The following is a 17,682-nucleotide window of genomic DNA, read 5'->3' as shown; positions in this document are numbered from 1 at the left end:
CTCAATTAACACCTTGCAGTTGAGCGTTAAGCCAATTCATATAAGGACCGTGACCAGCTTCTATCGGCAGACTGAGAATCTCCGGTACGTCATATTTATGCAACTCTTTGATGCGCGCCTCCAGACGATTAAATAAATCGCGATGCGACTTTATCAAAAGGAGAGTTTCTGAATCCTTCTCCACTTTGTCTTGCCAGCGATAAATGGAAGTTACTCCAGGCAGGACATTCACGCATGCCGCCAGGCGTTCTGAAACCAAATCAGTGGCAAGCTTGCTCGCATCATCCGGCTGACAAGTGACAAGAACGATAATTTCTCCTGGCATTTAACTCTGGCTCCTGGCCAGCTCCAAGCCGGTTTCCTTGAGGAATTCGTTTATGGCGCCCACCGCTTGCGTATAGAGCTCCGCTTGCAATCGCGGCATTCTATATCGTTTGTGCATGCGCACTACCATGGTCGGCACCGACAGTTCTTCCGCGCTAAATCTAATCAGCGGGAAGTACTGATGCTCCGGAGAATCAGTCAAAACAGGCTCCATCACGGACAGTTTAATTTTCAAGCGGTTCGTGTAATCGTCACACACTTCTTGCGCAGGTCCGTAGGTGCTGACCTGAAGCCCCGGCGCTTCGTGCCACGGAGCACCCAAAAGCATCACAACCAGACCGATTTGACCGGCTTTCACCACATCGGCAAACGCCCTGCGCAGCGGGGTTTCAAGATAGTAGCAAGGGTCTGCCACGCAGCAATAATTAGTCAGCAGACTGTGACAACCACTCATGCGATTGAGCAGCGCCGCCATGCTTCCTGTGTATGAATCGCCCTCCTGGAACTCGCCCTCGCGCCAATATGCGGTAGCATGAGGTGCCAGAACCAACACCGGAAACTCACCGCCCATGAATCTGTAGTCAGGTTCACCCGGAGGTGGGAGCTGCTCGTATCTCTCGGCAAGCAAAGCTTCATTTTGAAGAGTCCAGTTGATTGGCGGTGCATGAGGGTGCTCATCAATCAGATAGTTAACAGCCGTCTCGACGTCGCCAAAACGTGCCTGCGAGTGCGAAAGCACCCACGGGTGAAAGGGCGTCTGCCCAATCACGGTGACCATTTTGCCCCGGCGATAGGCATAAAACATCTCCATCGCCGTGCCATAACTGGACCGATTCAAGTTAGCCAGCAGGGCATCGCACTGGTCGATTAAATCTAGAGCCCGGCGCACCCTCGGGTCCACAACATCGGGCATCTCGAGAGGATTGATGCGGTCGCCGAATGACCAGGCGAGTTCGAGAGGATTGACGACCTTCAACCCGTGCCGTTGAAATTTCGAGAGCGCGACGCTGCGCCAGTCAGGCATTGCGCCCTGGCTGAGGACATCGGGTGACTCTAAATTGTCTCCGGTCAGGTAAATTGAAGACAACATCGGCTCGAGCTTTCTCCTTTAACCAGTCTGGGACGGCAGGGTGCCACGTTCACTATATACCACGGTACTATCGTCGTGCTCTCATATCAGGCGCTAGCAACCCGATGGTTATTTGCTATCCAATGGTTATTCAAGTAGCGTTATCGAAGTTATCTTCCGTCTAGAAGTTCCAACGGGAATCATGAAACATAAAGAGTTTGACGAATGAGCATAAAATTGTCGCAACCAAAGCTTATCGCCCACAGAGCTACCCTCTTCGCCATTATCCTCATGACCATGTTGCTGACGTGGTCCTCTGGATGCAGCGATGCGCGACATCGCCATCGAGATCGAACGCAAGAGATGGAAACCGGGGTGACACCTCCACCTGAGAACGGTTCCGTCATGCCCGGGGGAACCGTCGTCGGCGATGCACAGGTTCTGGAAGCGCAGCAAAATCACTGGAAAAAAGTGGAAGTCACCCTGACTGCACCTGTCAAAAAGCTGTTACCGGAAGACACAAAAGGAATCGAGCATCAGAGATTTTTGTTGGAACTTTCCAACGGCACGACGGTTCTCGTTGCTCACAACACAGACCTGGCACCGCCCGTGCCCATTCAGGAAGGGGACGTCATTACTCTGCACGGCGAATATATCTGGAACAAAAAAGGTGGCGTTCTTCACTACACACACCACAGCACAAATCGGCATGAAAGCGGTTGGATTCAGTTCAACGGTCAAACCTATCAATAGCCTGAGCCTGCTCCACACAACTCGCAGCCGGAAATGGTCAGTGAAAAAGGTGGACACATGCTGCGAACAGCACATGTCCACTCACCCAATCGCGATCACGCGATAGAACCGATGCCATTTTGCCAACCGCCGTTAGAATCAAATCGTCAGTGACGTATCAATTCACGACGGGGAGCTGGATGGCATCATAATCCCCCGCCCAATCCGCCAAAGTTGTTGATCAAATAAATTCCTAGCAGGTGCACCACAAGTGGAATCCCACAAACTGTACACACAGCTCCCAAAAGTTCACCGACAGATTTTCTCGTACGCACTGCAGGAATGACAAAGATGAGAGCAACCAGAAAAGAAAATGCGGTCACCCAACGTGAAATGTCTCGCATCGTGTCGTAACCGAAATCAGCCATCTGACCGACTTCATTCGATTGTCCATAACGAGGATCAACTGGTGCCCCAACCAATCCAGAATACGATTCAGAGCGACTGGCTGTGGTGTCGGGATTAAACAGAAGCGATGGTGCGCCTCCAGGAGCGTCTTTATAAGCGCCGGGATCGAGCTTGTTCTTCCTGTACTCTTCAGCATCATCTAGCACAACAGCGCCTGTCACAGGCGAAACGATTCTGTACTGTGCTGCCAAAATCAGCGCTTGCCGCTCGAAACCATCGGCTAGAAGTCTTCGCACTTCGCCATCGGCCCAGAGACGAGAAACCTGCATCGAGGCAATCGGATTCTCAACAAGAGACACATCAGGCTTGCGCGTAAAAGCGACGCGTTCGAGAAACAGTTTCTTCTCAGGTTGAACCCAACTGCGCACCAGAGCGTCAATATCAGGAATTGAAGAAGCAGCGCCCAACACTTCTCGATTGATCAGCCGCAACGGATCTTCCAGAGAAAGAGCCTGAAGTATCTCATTAGCACCTGACTCTATTTGCCAATCGTATAAACGCACCGGGTGCACCAGATCAAGTGGCACGGCATTGGTTAGATCCTGAGTCAACGGCTGAGGACCATGTATCCACAGTACAGCGCCTTGAGGTGCCTCTGCAGCCAGTTCTAGAGCCTCAGTCAAAACCGGCTTGTTATCCTGACCGCCCTTAAAGGCATCGGACGTGATCACTGCTTTCGCTTGCGAAACGGACATAGCACGAATCGCAGCGCGCTCAGCATTTGCACCGGTCGCTTCGGGAACGAAATAAACGAGTGGTTTGAGAAACGTGGAAACCTTAGCCAAATCGCTATGTATCTCAGCAAGATGATCTCGCATAGACTCGGACGAGTCGACGACAACAATCAAGCGCTTCGGAGGAGTTTTCACCGTCTCCTTGAGATGCTGCACTATATACTGGGGCGGCCGAGCAGTAGCATCAAAGGTAGCCACAGCGGTGAGGGGAGCAGTTCTCAGAACCGATAAATGGCTCTTAGTACCATTCTCCTTTCGCCTTTCTCTTAACGTTCCACTGAGGACATATGCAGATCCTTCTCGGCCCGAGACACCGCCGGCGATGCTATCAGCAAAAGGTGATGAGCTGAGAAATCTAATTTGATGACGGCGCTGTTGAGCGAAATTACTCGCTATCAAGCGCGGAAATACGAGCGTACTGGTGTTGCTAGTGCCTGGTTGAAGGGCAATTTTAAAGCCAAGTCGAATCTTCATCGCGCCGTTAATCGGTACGGGATAACACTGAACCAGAATTTTTCCTGGTGCCAGCATTGTTACAAGCAAAGGATCCCGGCTTCTTTTCACAACCGACTCATAAGCAGCTCTTGTTCTGGCAGGGGATGCGAAAGCTGCTTCTCTAGCTTCTCCATTTATCCACAGTGTCACACGTGACACCACCGCATCGGCTGGCAAAGCGATCACAGCTCGGGCCTCGTGCTCTTCGTTCGACGAGTTGTGAAATGTCATAGACCAATCGAGAGAGCCAGTCATAGTGGCACTATCGATATTGCCAACCATTTGCGATTTAGCCAGCGAAAGTCCAATGTTCCTGGAGCCGACAGCAGCATAGACAGCTGTCGTATCGAGATCTGCTGACTCCTCAGGTTGATTCGCATCATGATTGCCCGGTCGATTTTTAACTGTCGCATCTTCGTTAAATGACTTGCCGGCGACTTTGAAAAACAAATCTCGTTCTCGGTCGCTACCTCCGTCCAGACCTCTGTTTCCGAAGAGCATTGATGACAGAGCGAATCCGGAAACTGGATTCTTTGAGGGTCTTAAATCTTCCGGTGTGGCCTGAGCGCGCAAATTTGCGATCAAAGCAGGCTGCTCGGTCTGCGGAGCCTTGAAAATATCACTCAGCAATGACTGTATATAGAACGTTCTGGTCAAAGGTGCGAAAACGAAGAGTATTGAGAGCAGGCAGCCCAGAAATGAGAATGTAGTCGCTATTCTTGAAATTTTCGGTTCTGTTTTGCGATGCAAATCAAAACTCAATCTAACAGCGGCAAAGAGAAGTACGGGTGAAAGGGAAAGCAGAAGCATCCAACCAAATTTGGTATCGGCCGCATGCGAGATAAAAGACGACTTGAGCCAGATCACTGTCCACGACGCGGACAGCCCCAGTGCAAAACCGTTCATCACCCCCGTCAATCTCGGACGTATCAAATAGCGTCGACGCAGAGAAGACCAGACACTGAAATTGAAAACAGGAACAACGAGCAGCAAAGTGAGTTTTCCAAGCTCATCGAAGAAATTGAAATTAGTTGAGTTTATAAGAGAATACAAAGCATAGGCGATCAGTCCAAGCCCGGGCAGCACAGAGCCAAAGAGGACTGTAAGCACGCCTTCACGCGGCGAAGGCAATTCGAACTCCGAATTTGCACGCCCTAATAATTTCTCGGCGATCAGGTGAAACGCAGCAGTCAATCCAATAAGTGATAGTGTCATGACCCAGAAGTAATTCGGAGTCTTACCAAAGCAAGCTGCCATGGCAACACAGATGAGCACAACACAGAGAAACAAAGAAGGTTGTTTCAAAAGTGATCTCGTGCCACCATCGAACCCAGAAATTTTCTGCTCTGATGCATTCTGCTCCGGCGCAGCCCCCTCAAGCGATGACGGTGTAATCGAGGGCGCAGGCGCTGAATCTAGTTCCCCAGGTGGTTTTTCAGTAGTGTTCATGGCAAGACCTCAGTAAAAAATCGAGTCGAATCGGCACGCGCAAATGGCGTTTGACTGCAAAGCGCTGCCTCGGATGAGCGTTAGAAATGCTCATCACAAGGCGCGCTCAGTCAAACTCTGAGCATGCACCGATGAAATTTTGTTCAGGCATTATGAGCTTGACAGAAATACATGACAAGACGGCAATCTGGCCGCGGGTGGGAATGTTCCCAATCAAACCAGCTTCCTATCTCACTTCAACAGTTCGCTTGCCACCAGATACAGTTACCGTAGTGTGTTGACGCGCATGCAGGCACGATGAACATGAAGGCACATCCGGACGCACGCAGACACGGCGTGCACTACCGACGCAAGCACCACTACGCCGACATTGTTTGTCGTGCTGAACAAAAAGCCGAAATCAAAAATCGAATTCTTGAAACACTAACTGATCAGCTTGGCCATTTTTGGTGTCATGAACCACTTCATAACGCCGGGGCTGGTTGCAGGCAAGTCATAAACGTCGACACGACAGACAGCGCCCTTTTTAAATGGGAAGTGCACATCCGCAGCGGCCCAGAGCATGTTTGAAACGAGCATGCCAATATCAGGTTCATGACCGACGAGAAAGATTTCATCGACATGAGCAAACTGCTTCAGGTATTTGTAGACAGAGCTGGGACTTCCGCCCGGAGCCAGGGTGTCGGTAATCTTCAACTCGTCTTCAAAGTTGAGAACATCTCGAATGATCTCAGCGGTTTGTTTAGCCCTGACGAGCGGACTGGAAACAATAACGTCAGGCTTGACATTAAGCCTTTTCAAGGCGTGTCCAACCTGCTTCATTTCGGACTTGCCCTCGTCTGTCAACGGACGCTGCGAGTCATTCAAAATGGCGCCACCGAGGCGCTCTTGAGCTATACCATGTCTCACTAAATAAACTTTCATAGGCTAATTCTAAGTGATTTTGCCTCCGACATTCCACATAACAACTTCAATGAATTGAAAGACTATTGGCGAAGGAATTGAAAGACTATTGGTAAAATTGAGTCTATGAGCCAAAAACCACGTCTTATCGGTCTTGACATTGGTGATAAAAGAATCGGTGTCGCGATTTCGGATCCACTTGGCATAACAGCTGCCGGTCTGGAAACCATTGAACGCAAAAATATGGCCGCAGACGTCAAAGCAGTCAAAGAAATCGCTGAACGGCATGGTGCAGTCGAAATCGTGCTTGGCTTTCCGCAAAACATGGACGGCTCCGTTGGCGAACAAGCCGAAAAGATTCGCTCCTTCGGTCGCAAGCTGGCAAGAGCGACCGGTTTGCCGATTGTCTATGAAGACGAACGATTGACAACGATATCGGCAATTAGAACTCTCACTTTGCAAGGTGTCAAGACCGGCCACAACAAAGGGCTTGTTGACATGCAGGCGGCGGCGATCATCTTGCAGAAATATCTCGACCGCAATGAGCCGCCACCATCGGCATGACCACCGCAGCGAAGACCGATAAGTTAAACCGGTTATTGCACTGGTATCACTCGAAACTGATTAGAAAAGCACGCAACAAAAAACTTGTTGCTTTGTTCGAAGCATCAATTATCGGTTCTGTCGCTGCAGTCTGCGCTTACACATTCGTCGTTGGCGTGGCACTGCTTACGTCTTTCCGCACCTATCTGACAACGATAATGCCTGCGGTTGTTGTTTTTCCATTGGTGGGGCTCATAGGTGGTGCTATTTGCGGAGTGATCATCCACTTCATTGCTCCTGAAATCACAGGCAGTGGCATACCGCAAGTCAAGGCGGCACTGAATAAGATACCAATGAAGCTGGACCTGAGAGTAGCGCTGAGCAAGCTGGTAGCAGGTATAGTGGCGCTGGGCATCGGCTTGCCGTTGGGTCGAGAAGGACCAACAGTGCAGGTAGGCGCGGCAGCGGCGGCGGTGCTCGATCGACTGGGCATGCGCTCTTTTAGAAATCGACGCCAGCTGATCGCAGCCGGTGCCGGTGCAGGGTTGGCGGCGGCCTTCAATGCACCGCTGGCGGGGCTTATCTTCGTACTGGAAGAACTGCTGCGCGAAATATCCGGTGCAACTGTAACAATTGCTCTTCTGGCTTGTTTCTTTGCCGGAATCGTTTCGCGTTGGATGGGAAATCACAGTCTTGATTTGCATGCCAACACTGAGTTTCCTAAGGCAATCTTCACCGGGCAGGATATTCCGTTTTGCTTTTTGCTCGGCATCATTGCAGGTTTAGTCGGCATCGTTTTCAATCGCGGAGTGCTTGCCGGAACGAAGTTAAATCGAAAAGTTTTCGGTAAGCACTTCGGTCTCAGAGTGGCTCTGGCAGGATTTATATGTGGGCTGGTGATCGCCCTTTTGCCTGATTCTTTTAGAGATTTCGCCGGAGTCAGGCAATTGTTACTCGAAGGTCGCGGGCTCCATTTTGCTATCGTCGTCTTCCTGGCAAATTTTGTTTTGACGCTGATTGCCTACGGTTCCGGCGCGCCTGGCGGTTTGTTCGCCCCCGCTCTAACCATAGGCGCTGCAATCGGCTATTTTGTCGGTTACGGAGAAACACTCATCTATCCGCTCGCCACCCATGCACGTATGACCCTGGCACTGGCCGGCATGGGTGCGTTTTTCTGTGCAGTAGCCAGGGTGCCTGTCACCGCAGCAGTAATCGTGTTTGAAATTACCGCAGACTTCAATTTACTGTTACCTCTCATGATCAGCTCTATTACCGCCTATTTCATCGGCGAAAGCGTGTTTCCCGGTTCAGTCTACGACCGGCTGCTGGAGATAGACGACATACACCTGCCCGAGAATTCAGAATCAACACCGCTGGATTTACTTACGGTTGGCGAATGTATGCAGCACCAGGTGATCTCGCTGGACGCTGCAATGACCAGAGACGAGGCTGCAGACTACGTAAAAAAATACAGCCATAAAGGTTTTCCTGTTCTGAGAGAGAACCAGTTAGTCGGCATATTGACGAAAAATGATCTGGTTGAACGAACCGGTGCAACAGTTGCGGAAATAATGACACCAGATCCGATATCAATAGATCGAGATTCACTTCTAGTAAAAGCAATATCAATAATGGATGCAAAAGAAATCAATCGCATCCCGGTTACGGCTGGTACACACTTGATCGGAATAATCACGAGAGCCGACATAATTCGAGCTCTTTCCGAACTGTAAAAATTTTGGATGTCAGGAGGTGAGCTCTCCTCCTAAATAAACTCCTTCCCCTGTTTATGAATACGTGGGCAGATTTTTTGAACTAGAAACGGCAGACAAATCATGAACTTCCAGAGTCTATCGAACCAGGGTGCAAATCTATCGCAACAGAATTTCCAACACCAGATTGGACAAAACCCTCTACAAGAACTGCATTCCATTGCAGGTGTCTCAAGTTATATCAAAAGCAACTTTCGACAAATCGACATTGATGGAGATGGTCGGATTGGTCGCAACGATGTTCTTCGCATGCTTTCTCAGGCTGAAACGCAGAAAGTCGAAGACACATTTGCATCGGCTTTTCTTTATCACTACCGCGGCAATCGCGGCACCAAAGAAATTTCACTGAATTGCCAGGACCTTGAGCGCATGAGTGATCCCAAATTCAGCGATCGAGCCCAAAGAACCCTGGACCAACTGGCAAAAAAGGAGAGTGTGGCGGAGCTCTACCCCAAACACCGAATAGATCCAACCACAATCTTGCAAGGCGCCCTGGTCGACAGCAAGTTCACAGCTACATTGGCGGCTCTGGCGGCTACTCCTGAGGGAGATAAGCGTATCAAGAAGATGATCAAGGTCAATGCGGATGACTCGTACACAGTAACGTTTCCGGGCGATCCCCAACATCCTATTCAAGTCTGGGAATTGACTTTGCGCGACAAAATAATTGGTTCAAGTTGTGCCGACGGTCGTCTCTTCGTAACTTTACTGGAGCGCGCATACGAGTTGCATCGGCAGATGATGCAGATTACAGAAGGTCGCTTAGGACTGGAAAAAGATCCTTTCGAGCTACTCACAGGAAAAGCAGCAATCAAGCTTTCAACAAAACGAAATAGCCTTTTGAGTATTTCATCGCAAGACATGCGCAATCGGCAAATTATTCTACAAGCCTTGAAAAGCTACAAAACAGTAACGTTGGCGATCGTCGATGATCAATGTGCTGAGACTTCCGGATATGTCATCCGCAGGCGCATTGCAGAACGTCAGGCGCGCGGATTTCAGCTGCGCAGCAAACATACCTACGCATTAATCGACTACAACGAGAATACTCGCATGGTCACTGTATGTGATGCCAGTAAATCAGCGATAAAAGATCAAAACGGAACGGTACAAGGTGAGATCAATATCCAGTTAAGCGAGCTGGAAAGATGTTTCTCGGAAATCTCAATTGAGGCTTAACGGGCAAGCTGAGCAAGTCTCGAGCATGCTAAGAACAAGCATGGTCTTCATGACATCAAAACACCCAGCCGGATGACTGGGTGTTTCAAAATTCAAAACCGAATCGGCTAGATCGTTTCAGCGCTCTTAAACGGTAGGAGTTCCTGCAACTTCGTTGCGGTGGCTGTCGAGAACAGCTTGAAGTTTTTGTTCGTCAACACCGGCAAGAGATGTCTGCAAGACTTTTCCGCCAGTTCCTTCCAGTCTTGGCAGCACTTTATCGAGAGTGACCTTCTTAACCAGAATGAAGAGAGCAGAGGTGTTGGGCTTCAAGGTTTCTGACAACTCTTTGATAAAGTTGTCATCGATTCCGAGATCAGACATTTTGCCTGAGAGTGCGCCAGCAGCGCCACCAAGAACCATTCCGAAGATCGGATTGAGTAGCACCAATCCCAGCAGTGCGCCGAGCATTCCGCCCTGCAATGCGCCGACTGCTGTCAAGTCAACCGCCTGATGCAATTTCACCTTGCCGTTGGCATCTTTGGTTACGACAACAGCATCTTCCAGGTCAATTAAGTACTCGTGCTGAAGCTTTGCCAGGGTAATTCTGACTTCTTCAGCTTTGTGTATGTCATCGTATGCAATTACAACTAAGTCGCTCACGTCGACCTCCTCAAATAAATATCAGCACTGTATGCTGCGCATATTCTACAGCACATTGATTGCTGCATAATCAAATCCTGCCATTAGAAACCGAATCACAGTGACCGATTTGTCTCGGCGGTAGAATTGTCGTCTCGACGCAGCTGACTAGCCTGCATTTCAAAGCGAGTGGCCTCACGCAATCTGTTTTCTCGTTTCAAAAGCTCCGCATAAGAAATCAGAGCCGCCGAAAATTCGCTTTTATCAGGGGCGCTAGCACGCTCATAGAGATAGACGGAACGACGATAAAAACGCTCGGCTGCACCTAGATTGCTTTGAGCCGCAGCAATATCTCCCGCAATCTTCTCAGTTTGAGCCAGGCTGGAATCGTCTGGATCGTTTACCACTGTTTGCTTGCGAGCTATGTCGACCATCTTTTGGGCTGCAACGTAATCGCCATTCTTGACATACTCTAAAGCCCTGTCCATCGAAGATTTCCATTTAACTTGCCGAACCTGCATATCCGCTCTATATTCGCGGCTCTGCACAGTCGATGTATCAAGCGAACTGTTTGAACTTGATGTCACAGCCGTACCGTCGGCTGCTAGTGCCGGATCGCACGGAACCAACGAGAACAAAAGCAGCAGCCAGATGGATTTAATCATTAGTGACTCGATAACTCAGACTTCCACAGCAATCATAAAGCTTGACTGGGATAATGGAACGGACGAGTTTGGTAAGAATTCGTTCCCTTACAGTAAGCTAATTGCCCGAGTCAGTTTTTCCCTTCGCGGGATGTCAATGCGGCAGCGGCTGCTTCGGTATAGTGACACTGAATGTAGTGCCTTCGCCGAGTTTACTGCAAACAGAAATAGTGCCACCATGCGCAACTATGATCTGCCTGCACAAGTACAGGCCCAAGCCCGTTCCCGGCGCGAATTGTTTGGCACTGTCGCCCTGCCAATACCGCAAAAACACCTGTGTAAATTCAGATTGAGGAATGCCGACGCCGGTGTCACTGACTCGAAAAATAACGTCACCGCCCTCTTCTTCAGCAGAGACTTCAATTACTCCATCTTTTGGAGTAAATTTCAGGGCATTATCGAGCAAATTTAAAATTACTCGGCGTATCGACATTCGGTCACCGATAATGATTCCGTTTCCACTCGAAAATACAGAGCGCATCGTAATTTCTTTATGTGTGGACCATTGTGCCAGTTCTTGGATACAGCTATCGATTAACTCGAACAGGTTGAATTCTTCCACTGACATTCGCGCTTCACCAGCGTCGTAGCGGTACGCTTCGATAAGATTGTGAACCATCGTCAGCAAATGTTGGTTGCTTCGTTTCAGCATCGACAGAAGCTCTGACTGATTGGCGTCCACCGGTCCAAGATTTCCCCGCAACATCGCTTCTAGAGCCTGGTCTGCTCCGATTAGCGGCGTTTTCAAATCATGAACCAACGCCGCCACGAAATCCTCCCGCTGTTGGTCCGCCAACAACCGCTCAGTCACCTCGGTGGTGCTCACACAGACACCGACAACTTTGTTCGCTTTGTCTCTCAATGGCCAGGCGGCGAAGTCCAGAAAAACCTTTCGGCGTTTTTCATCCAAGGTCAGCGTAACAGGGTGATTTTCCAGTTTTATACGCTCACCATGTTGCAAAACCCTGCTGAAAGTATTGTCGGGAATGGATGAGACGACGTTCGTAAAGGTGCGTCCAACAAGATGTTCGGGCGTGACACTAAATAGCGTCGCCACAGCCGGATTGGTCTTGGTGATGACGAGATTGGGATCAAGTTTCCATACACCGATAGGGACGTGATCGAGAGTAGTCATCACTCCCACGGGTTCGAAAACCGGTGACAAATGATCTTTGGTGAAAATAGTCTGACTTATGTCTGCGCAGGAGCCGAGCATGCCAATAAAGGCGCCGTCCGCCCGAAGCTGTGGAGAACCACTCTCCCAGATCAACCGGAACTGCCCGTCAGCTGTTCGCAGTCTGTATTCGACGTGATAAGACTTCCTTTCTCTCAGCGCGTTGGTATACACCGACAAAAGTCTTTTCAAATCCTGCGGATGAACCGCCTCAGTCCATTTCTTGCCAAGCTCTTGCTCGAGAGTGCGACCAGTGAATTTCAACCATTTATCGTTGAACAATATTCTCTCGCCCGACTCATCAGAGAGCCAGGACATGGTCGACAGTGTGTTGGCTACACCGCAAAGCCTTGCATTAGCCTTAGCCAACTCATGAACTCTAAATTGTCCACTGATGCGAAGACGCTCACAGGCTCGCAAAATCAGCGAAAGAAAAGGCTGCCCGGAAAGGTGGTCACGTAAAATCGTGTCAGTGGCACCTTTCCGTATCAACTCACAAGCGCGAGAGTCCGACTGTTCTGCTACAACCACGTAGATGAGAGCCTCAGCCCTTGCCTGCCTGAGCTGCATCAGCATGGTGCAATCGAGTCCACTTTCATCGATCAAAACAAAATCTGGTTGAAAACTGCGTATCTTGAACAGCCCTTCCACTGAGTGTCCTGAGAGTTGCAAGTCAAAGTCAAGGTCTGGAATGCTCTTCAAAGCATTCTTCACCATGGTTCTTTCGTCAGACTTCAGTCCAATGACGAGGAACTTCAATCAGTGCTCCCTTGCGAAATTCGCCAAAACCAGCCGCCGACTGCCAGTATGTACACCATACTTACCACGAAAAAACTCCCCAAAACAAGACGGGATTTCCATACAAAATCATGCGAAATCAATCAAATGCGAGTGCTTGTCTTACCAGAGAGAGGCGTTGATACTAAATTCGATACCAACATCTGACCGAGGCGAGTACAAAGCAATGTTTAGCGTTAGTTGAAGGCATGGGGTATCCGCGCGACGATACGATATAATCCTCGCTAGCAGCTCTGCTTACAAGCAAGCGCATTTAAGAGGTTTTTTCATGGGTTCGATGAGTCTTCCATACGTCATCTTGCTGGTCCTTGAAGCCATTTTAGGCTTGGCAATGGTCGGCTTGATACTTTTGCACCAACCGAAAGGCGAAGGTATGGGCGGAATCGGAAGCGGCGCCACCATGTTCAGCGGCAAACGGGGTGCGGAAGCAGGACTTGACAGGCTAACCTGGACAATCGTCGGTCTTTTTCTCACCGTCTGCACCATTCTTGGATTCGGTCTCGTTAAATAGGATTCATGTCCTTTTCACTGCCAACTGCGGAAGAGAAAGCGGAGTACGTACTGCGCCAGTTCGATCGCATCGCTCAACGATACGATCTGACCAACGATGCCATCAGCATGGGCATGCATCATTCCTGGAAACGGCGGGCAGTTGCTGAGCTGGCGCTGAAGCCCGACGGTGTTTATCTGGATGTTTGCTGCGGAACCGGTGATTTAACTCTGTCTATCGCCCGACAACTTTCCGCGAATGGAAAGGTCGTGGGTCTGGATTTTTCACCAAAAATGCTCGCTGTGGCGAATCAACGAGCCACTAAGCATGCCAACGAAAAGCGCTGCGAGATGAAGTTCCAGGAAGGTGATGCGCTGCATTTGCCGTTTGCGGATCACAGCTTTGACGGTGCTATTGTCAGTTTCGGTTTACGCAACGTCACCGATTATCAGCGCGGGATCAATGAAATGGCTCGCGTCGTTAAGGCGGGAGGCAAGGTTATCAATCTTGATCTAGGTAAATCACAGGTACCAATTTTTGCCCAGCTGTTTGCTTTCTACTTTCGACAGATAGTGCCTTTAATCGGTCAGGTGCTGCAATCAGACAAGCAAGCATATACGTATCTGCCGGTCTCAAACAGCGCTTATCCGGGTCCAGAAGGTATAACTCAAATTTTTGAAAGAGCGGGACTGATAAATGTCAGACACCTCAGCCTGGCGCTGGGCAGTGTAGCGTTACACGTTGGCACAGTTCCCAACTCACCGGGCAACAAGGTCTAATGGATTCACGTACACCGGAAGAAAAGCGCAAATCGCTTTTCCTGATGGTCGGTGACCCTTCTGCAGATCGAAATGTAGCCCGCATGATCGCCACCTTGAAACAGATGTCTCCAGAATTGCAGCTCTGGGGCTGCGGCGGATCCCAGATGGCTGCTCAAGGGGTCGAAATCCTGCACAATTGCGAAGAATTCACGACAATTGGCGTTGTAGAGATTGTAAAAAGAGCCAAATTCTTCATCGATCTGGAAAAGCAGATCGTTCAAAGCATAATCGAACGAAAACCAGATGCTATCTTGCTTGTCGACTTCGGGACATTCAATCTCAAATTAGCGACGGCGATCCGCAAAGCCAATTTGAAAATGCCCATACTCTACTTCACCTCGCCCCAGGTCTGGGGTTCCAGACCCTGGAGAATCAAGACAATTGCTCGAACGGTAACAAAAATGCTGGTCATTTTTCCGTTTGAAGTAGCAATCTACAAGAAAAATTCAGTTCCAGTGCGCTTCGTCGGGCACCCGCTCTTGAAGAATATGCCGGCACGCGAAGATATGCCGACCAGGGAAGACTTTTGTGCCCGTTACAAGATTGACCCGAAGAAACCGCTCATCGGGGTTTTCGCGGGCAGCAGGAAACGTGAAGTCGGCTTTTTTGCGCCGATAAGTCTCAAGGCAATCAAGGAGCTTTTACAAGAGAATTCTGAATTCCAATTCGCCTATTCAGCGGCGAACGAGAAACTGCGCACAAAAACAATAGCTGAGATAAGTGCATTCGGCATGGACCACTTACTCGAGAAAAATCTATTCCTGGTGGCTCACGAAGACAACCTGAATCTGATATCCGCTTCAGACTTGGTTTGGGCTAAATCAGGAACGACAACGTTAGAAGTTACACTTTTTGGCAAACCAATGCTCATTTTCTACCGTGGTGACTGGTGGGAATATGCGCTGTACTCGCTGCTTAAGACGATCAACTTCATCGGTATGCCCAACATTTTGGCGGGCGAACGTGTCGTGCCTGAACTACTTCAACTAGATTGTCGAGCAGAGCAACTCGTAAAATACACTGGTGACATGATGAACGTACCGGCATTAAGAGCAGAAATTTCGCGAAAGCTGCTCCAGTTGCGTGACCAGCTCGGTCAGGGCGATTACGCCGCCAGTCTGGTGGAAGAAATTCTCGCGGTCATCTAGTTCGCCAGGGAACGGAACTTTTGAAAAACTTAATTCAGCAGAACGAAGACAAGAAACAACAGCTAGATGAGCCCAAACAGGCTCAGATTTACTGGCGCCTGCTGCAATATATCAAACCGTACAGCCTGCCTTTCTTCATCGGAATGGTAGCGGCTATTCCCTCCGGCAGCATGGACGGCATCATCGCCTGGCTGGCCGGTGAAGGCATTCAACGCGTTTTCATGGGTTCAGACCGACATCTAATCTACTACGTGCCGCTCGTGGTACTCGGGGTGGTGGCGTGTCAGGGAATTTTCAGATTCATCGAAGCATACACAATCCGTCTGGTCGGCTCGTCGGCAATTCGTGATCTGCGCAATGAAATGTTCTGCCACCTGGAAAAACAGCCGTTGCTCTTTTTCCAGAGCCAGTCATCCGGGATAATGATCGGTCGCATGACCAACGATATTGGTTTGATTGAAAATGCAATCTCGCAAACTTTTCAGTCAATGATCAGCAGAACGATCACAGTCATCTCGCTGGCCACGGTGCTGATCTTGCAAAGTTGGATGCTCAGCATTATCGCACTTGGAATTCTTTCTCTGATTGTTGTGCCGGTCTCAATCTTCGGCAAGAAGATCCGCAAGAGTTCGCGAGGCGGGCAAGAAGCAATTGGAGACCTGGTCTCCGTTTTGTCTGAGTCGATTCAGGGCGCCAAGATTGTACAATCCTACAATTTAGAAGACTTTCAAACTGCGAGATTTCTCGCCACCAATCAAAGTTTCCAGAGCAACACCATGAAAGCTGTGCGCTCTGAGGCAGTTCTTTCGCCGATTCTGGCGATGATCGGAGCACTTGGAATAGCAAGTGTGATGTGGGTAGCCGGTTACCAGATCATGCACAAGCACATGGAACTGGGAGCCCTCACTTCATTTGTAATCGCATTACTGCTCCTCTATTCACCGATAAAGAACATCGGTCGCATCAACGGCATTCTCCAACCAGCTCTCGCCGCTGCTCAGCGAGTATTCGAAGTACTGGACACAGAATCTAATCTCACCGATGCCCCACAAGCGATCGAACTCAAAGACGGCATGCATCGCATCAAATTTGAAGATGTATATTTCCAGTATCCTGGACACTCAAACATGGTGCTCAAAAACGTCAATCTCGAGATCCCGCCCGGAATGATGGTGGCACTGGTCGGTCTTTCAGGTTCAGGAAAATCCACGATGGCAAACCTGGTGCCGCGTTTCTTCGACGTAACCTCAGGTCAACTTTCAATCGATGGAATTCCTATAAGGGAAATCTCTTTGCGTTCGCTGCGATCGAAAATCGCTCTGGTAACGCAAGACAATTTCCTCTTCAACACCACCGTCGAAGAGAATATTCGTCTGGGTAAACTGGACGCCACTCAAGAAGAACTCGAGAGTGCTTCGAAAGCCGCGTACTGCCACGACTTTATTTTGGAGCTGAAAGACGGATACAAAACGATGATCGGTGAGCGTGGTGTAAGACTCTCCGGCGGTCAACAACAGCGTCTGGCCATTGCCAGAGCTTTCTTAAAGAACGCGCCTATCCTGATTCTCGACGAGGCAACCAGCTCTCTGGATAACGAATCCGAGGCAATGGTACAGAAAGCCCTCAACCACTTGATGGAAGGCAGAACAGTCATTGTCATCGCTCACCGACTTTCGACCGTCCGCCATGCAGACCAGATAGTCGTGCTGGAAGACGGTCAGATTGTCGAGACAGGAACGCATCAATCGCTGCTCGATGCAGACAAGCACTACGCAAGATTGCTCAAAGCACAGTTTGAGAGGCCGGCCCTGGCGGCTGAATAATCTAGTGCTTCTTTGTTTCGCTGCAAGATTTTTCGCACCGTCCATACGATTTACGGTCGGCTTGTTCAGACTGAGATTCTTGCTCGGCTAGTTTTCCTTCACTCAGCAAACTTTCAAAAGCCTTCAGATAGATCGGATCTGTGTAGGTTACTTCACCGGCAACGATGTAGTCTTCGCGTTTCTCATCCTTCTCGTCGGTAGCTTTGACTTTTTGAATTGGACCAAGTTCCGAAGCGTTCCACAGAACCGCAACAGCATCTTGTACTTGTTCGTCAGACCACATGTTCTTACCTCCATGATGGCAGGAGCACCTGAGCGTTCACCTGCCGCTTGTTTCTTTGGGCACTGACGAGACCACGCCTTAAAAGGTGCCGACTTTGATTCAAAAATAAGCTCGCAGAGCTGGCAATGCAGCAACCAGCTTCATGTCCAGAT

General features: G+C 49.6%; 16 protein-coding genes. 8 read left to right on the top strand and 8 right to left on the bottom strand.

Features of this window, described 5'->3' with window-relative positions; genetic code table 11:
* Position 1: 1 nt before the first annotated feature.
* Together EKK48_03550 and EKK48_03545 are read right to left on the bottom strand one after the other, a co-directional pair.
* Complete coding sequence (locus EKK48_03550; GenBank protein RTL45143.1) at positions 2-325, bottom strand: divalent-cation tolerance protein CutA; 324 nt, start codon at positions 323-325, stop codon at positions 2-4.
* Positions 326-1,414: a hypothetical protein gene (locus EKK48_03545; GenBank protein ID RTL45142.1), complete on the bottom strand. Its 1,089-nt coding sequence runs from the start codon at positions 1,412-1,414 to the stop codon at positions 326-328.
* 204 nt (positions 1,415-1,618) lie between these two features.
* On the opposite strand from EKK48_03545, the gene EKK48_03540 reads away from it, so the two are divergent.
* Positions 1,619-2,146 carry a DUF3465 domain-containing protein gene (locus EKK48_03540; GenBank protein ID RTL45141.1) on the top strand — a complete coding sequence of 176 codons (528 nt, stop codon included), beginning with the start codon at positions 1,619-1,621 and terminating at the stop codon, positions 2,144-2,146.
* Positions 2,147-2,331: 185 nt separating this feature from the next.
* On the opposite strand, the gene EKK48_03535 is transcribed toward EKK48_03540, so the two are convergent.
* On the bottom strand, positions 2,332-5,271 hold the full coding sequence (locus EKK48_03535; protein ID RTL45140.1) for a hypothetical protein: 2,940 nt from the start codon (positions 5,269-5,271) through the stop codon (positions 2,332-2,334).
* A gap of 423 nt (positions 5,272-5,694) precedes the next feature.
* A complete protein-coding gene (sixA, locus tag EKK48_03530; GenBank protein RTL45139.1) occupies positions 5,695-6,195 on the bottom strand; it encodes a phosphohistidine phosphatase SixA in 501 nt (166 codons plus the stop codon).
* Between the two features lie 105 nt (positions 6,196-6,300).
* Between sixA and ruvX the strand changes: the two genes are divergently transcribed.
* The 3 genes from ruvX (at position 6,301) to EKK48_03515 (ending at position 9,668) form a co-directional block, all read left to right on the top strand.
* The gene (ruvX, locus tag EKK48_03525; GenBank protein ID RTL45138.1) at positions 6,301-6,738 is read left to right on the top strand and encodes a Holliday junction resolvase RuvX; all 438 of its coding nucleotides are present in this window, start codon (positions 6,301-6,303) and stop codon (positions 6,736-6,738) included.
* Positions 6,735-8,450, top strand: coding sequence for a CBS domain-containing protein (locus EKK48_03520; GenBank protein RTL45137.1), 1,716 nt, complete (start codon positions 6,735-6,737; stop codon positions 8,448-8,450). Before ruvX ends, EKK48_03520 begins: the two co-directional genes overlap by 4 nt.
* A gap of 102 nt (positions 8,451-8,552) precedes the next feature.
* On the top strand, positions 8,553-9,668 hold the full coding sequence (locus EKK48_03515; GenBank protein ID RTL45136.1) for a hypothetical protein: 1,116 nt from the start codon (positions 8,553-8,555) through the stop codon (positions 9,666-9,668).
* Between the two features lie 126 nt (positions 9,669-9,794).
* Here EKK48_03515 and EKK48_03510 read toward each other — a convergent pair whose 3' ends face one another.
* The 3 genes from EKK48_03510 to EKK48_03500 form a co-directional block, all read right to left on the bottom strand.
* Positions 9,795-10,310: a DUF1269 domain-containing protein gene (locus tag EKK48_03510; protein RTL45135.1), complete on the bottom strand. Its 516-nt coding sequence runs from the start codon at positions 10,308-10,310 to the stop codon at positions 9,795-9,797.
* Positions 10,311-10,405: 95 nt separating this feature from the next.
* Positions 10,406-10,954, bottom strand: coding sequence for a hypothetical protein (locus EKK48_03505; GenBank protein RTL45134.1), 549 nt, complete (start codon positions 10,952-10,954; stop codon positions 10,406-10,408).
* Positions 10,955-11,087: 133 nt separating this feature from the next.
* Entirely contained in the window at positions 11,088-12,926 is a 1,839-nt protein-coding gene (locus tag EKK48_03500; GenBank protein ID RTL45133.1) for a PAS domain S-box protein, read from the bottom strand.
* A 316-nt stretch (positions 12,927-13,242) separates the two neighbouring features.
* Between EKK48_03500 and secG the strand changes: the two genes are divergently transcribed.
* Genes secG through EKK48_03480 form a run of 4 tightly spaced genes read left to right on the top strand, consistent with a single transcriptional unit; the run spans position 13,243 to position 17,247 of the window.
* On the top strand, positions 13,243-13,476 hold the full coding sequence (gene secG, locus EKK48_03495; GenBank protein ID RTL45280.1) for a preprotein translocase subunit SecG: 234 nt from the start codon (positions 13,243-13,245) through the stop codon (positions 13,474-13,476).
* Between the two features lie 5 nt (positions 13,477-13,481).
* The gene (gene ubiE, locus EKK48_03490) at positions 13,482-14,234 is read left to right on the top strand and encodes a bifunctional demethylmenaquinone methyltransferase/2-methoxy-6-polyprenyl-1,4-benzoquinol methylase UbiE (GenBank protein ID RTL45132.1); all 753 of its coding nucleotides are present in this window, start codon (positions 13,482-13,484) and stop codon (positions 14,232-14,234) included.
* Positions 14,234-15,424 carry a lipid-A-disaccharide synthase gene (gene lpxB, locus EKK48_03485; GenBank protein ID RTL45131.1) on the top strand — a complete coding sequence of 397 codons (1,191 nt, stop codon included), beginning with the start codon at positions 14,234-14,236 and terminating at the stop codon, positions 15,422-15,424. The genes ubiE and lpxB overlap by 1 nt, the downstream gene beginning before the upstream one ends.
* Before the next feature lie 20 nt (positions 15,425-15,444).
* The gene (locus EKK48_03480; GenBank protein ID RTL45130.1) at positions 15,445-17,247 is read left to right on the top strand and encodes an ATP-binding cassette domain-containing protein; all 1,803 of its coding nucleotides are present in this window, start codon (positions 15,445-15,447) and stop codon (positions 17,245-17,247) included.
* Position 17,248: 1 nt separating this feature from the next.
* Here EKK48_03480 and EKK48_03475 read toward each other — a convergent pair whose 3' ends face one another.
* Entirely contained in the window at positions 17,249-17,530 is a 282-nt protein-coding gene (locus EKK48_03475; GenBank protein RTL45129.1) for a hypothetical protein, read from the bottom strand.
* Positions 17,531-17,682: the final 152 nt, after the last annotated feature.

Source organism: Candidatus Melainabacteria bacterium (genome assembly GCA_003963305.1).
Taxonomy (GTDB): domain Bacteria; phylum Cyanobacteriota; class Vampirovibrionia; order Obscuribacterales; family Obscuribacteraceae; genus PALSA-1081.
Note: the sequence above shows the minus strand (reverse complement) of the source record. Positions and strands in the feature narration are given on the sequence as shown.

Bases quoted from the DNA above. Each gene is read 5' to 3' on its own strand.
- EKK48_03550 (RTL45143.1), bottom strand. From the start codon at position 325: ATGCCAGGAGAAATTATCGTTCTTGTCACTTGTCAGCCGGATGATGCG.
- EKK48_03520 (RTL45137.1), top strand. From the start codon at position 6,735: ATGACCACCGCAGCGAAGACCGATAAGTTAAACCGGTTATTGCACTGG.
- ruvX (RTL45138.1), top strand. From the start codon at position 6,301: ATGAGCCAAAAACCACGTCTTATCGGTCTTGACATTGGTGATAAAAGA.
- EKK48_03545 (RTL45142.1), bottom strand. From the start codon at position 1,414: ATGTTGTCTTCAATTTACCTGACCGGAGACAATTTAGAGTCACCCGAT.
- secG (RTL45280.1), top strand. From the start codon at position 13,243: ATGAGTCTTCCATACGTCATCTTGCTGGTCCTTGAAGCCATTTTAGGC.
- ubiE (RTL45132.1), top strand. From the start codon at position 13,482: ATGTCCTTTTCACTGCCAACTGCGGAAGAGAAAGCGGAGTACGTACTG.
- EKK48_03535 (RTL45140.1), bottom strand. From the start codon at position 5,271: ATGAACACTACTGAAAAACCACCTGGGGAACTAGATTCAGCGCCTGCG.
- EKK48_03505 (RTL45134.1), bottom strand. From the start codon at position 10,954: ATGATTAAATCCATCTGGCTGCTGCTTTTGTTCTCGTTGGTTCCGTGC.
- EKK48_03515 (RTL45136.1), top strand. From the start codon at position 8,553: ATGAACTTCCAGAGTCTATCGAACCAGGGTGCAAATCTATCGCAACAG.
- lpxB (RTL45131.1), top strand. From the start codon at position 14,234: ATGGATTCACGTACACCGGAAGAAAAGCGCAAATCGCTTTTCCTGATG.
- EKK48_03475 (RTL45129.1), bottom strand. From the start codon at position 17,530: ATGTGGTCTGACGAACAAGTACAAGATGCTGTTGCGGTTCTGTGGAAC.
- EKK48_03540 (RTL45141.1), top strand. From the start codon at position 1,619: ATGAGCATAAAATTGTCGCAACCAAAGCTTATCGCCCACAGAGCTACC.
- sixA (RTL45139.1), bottom strand. From the start codon at position 6,195: ATGAAAGTTTATTTAGTGAGACATGGTATAGCTCAAGAGCGCCTCGGT.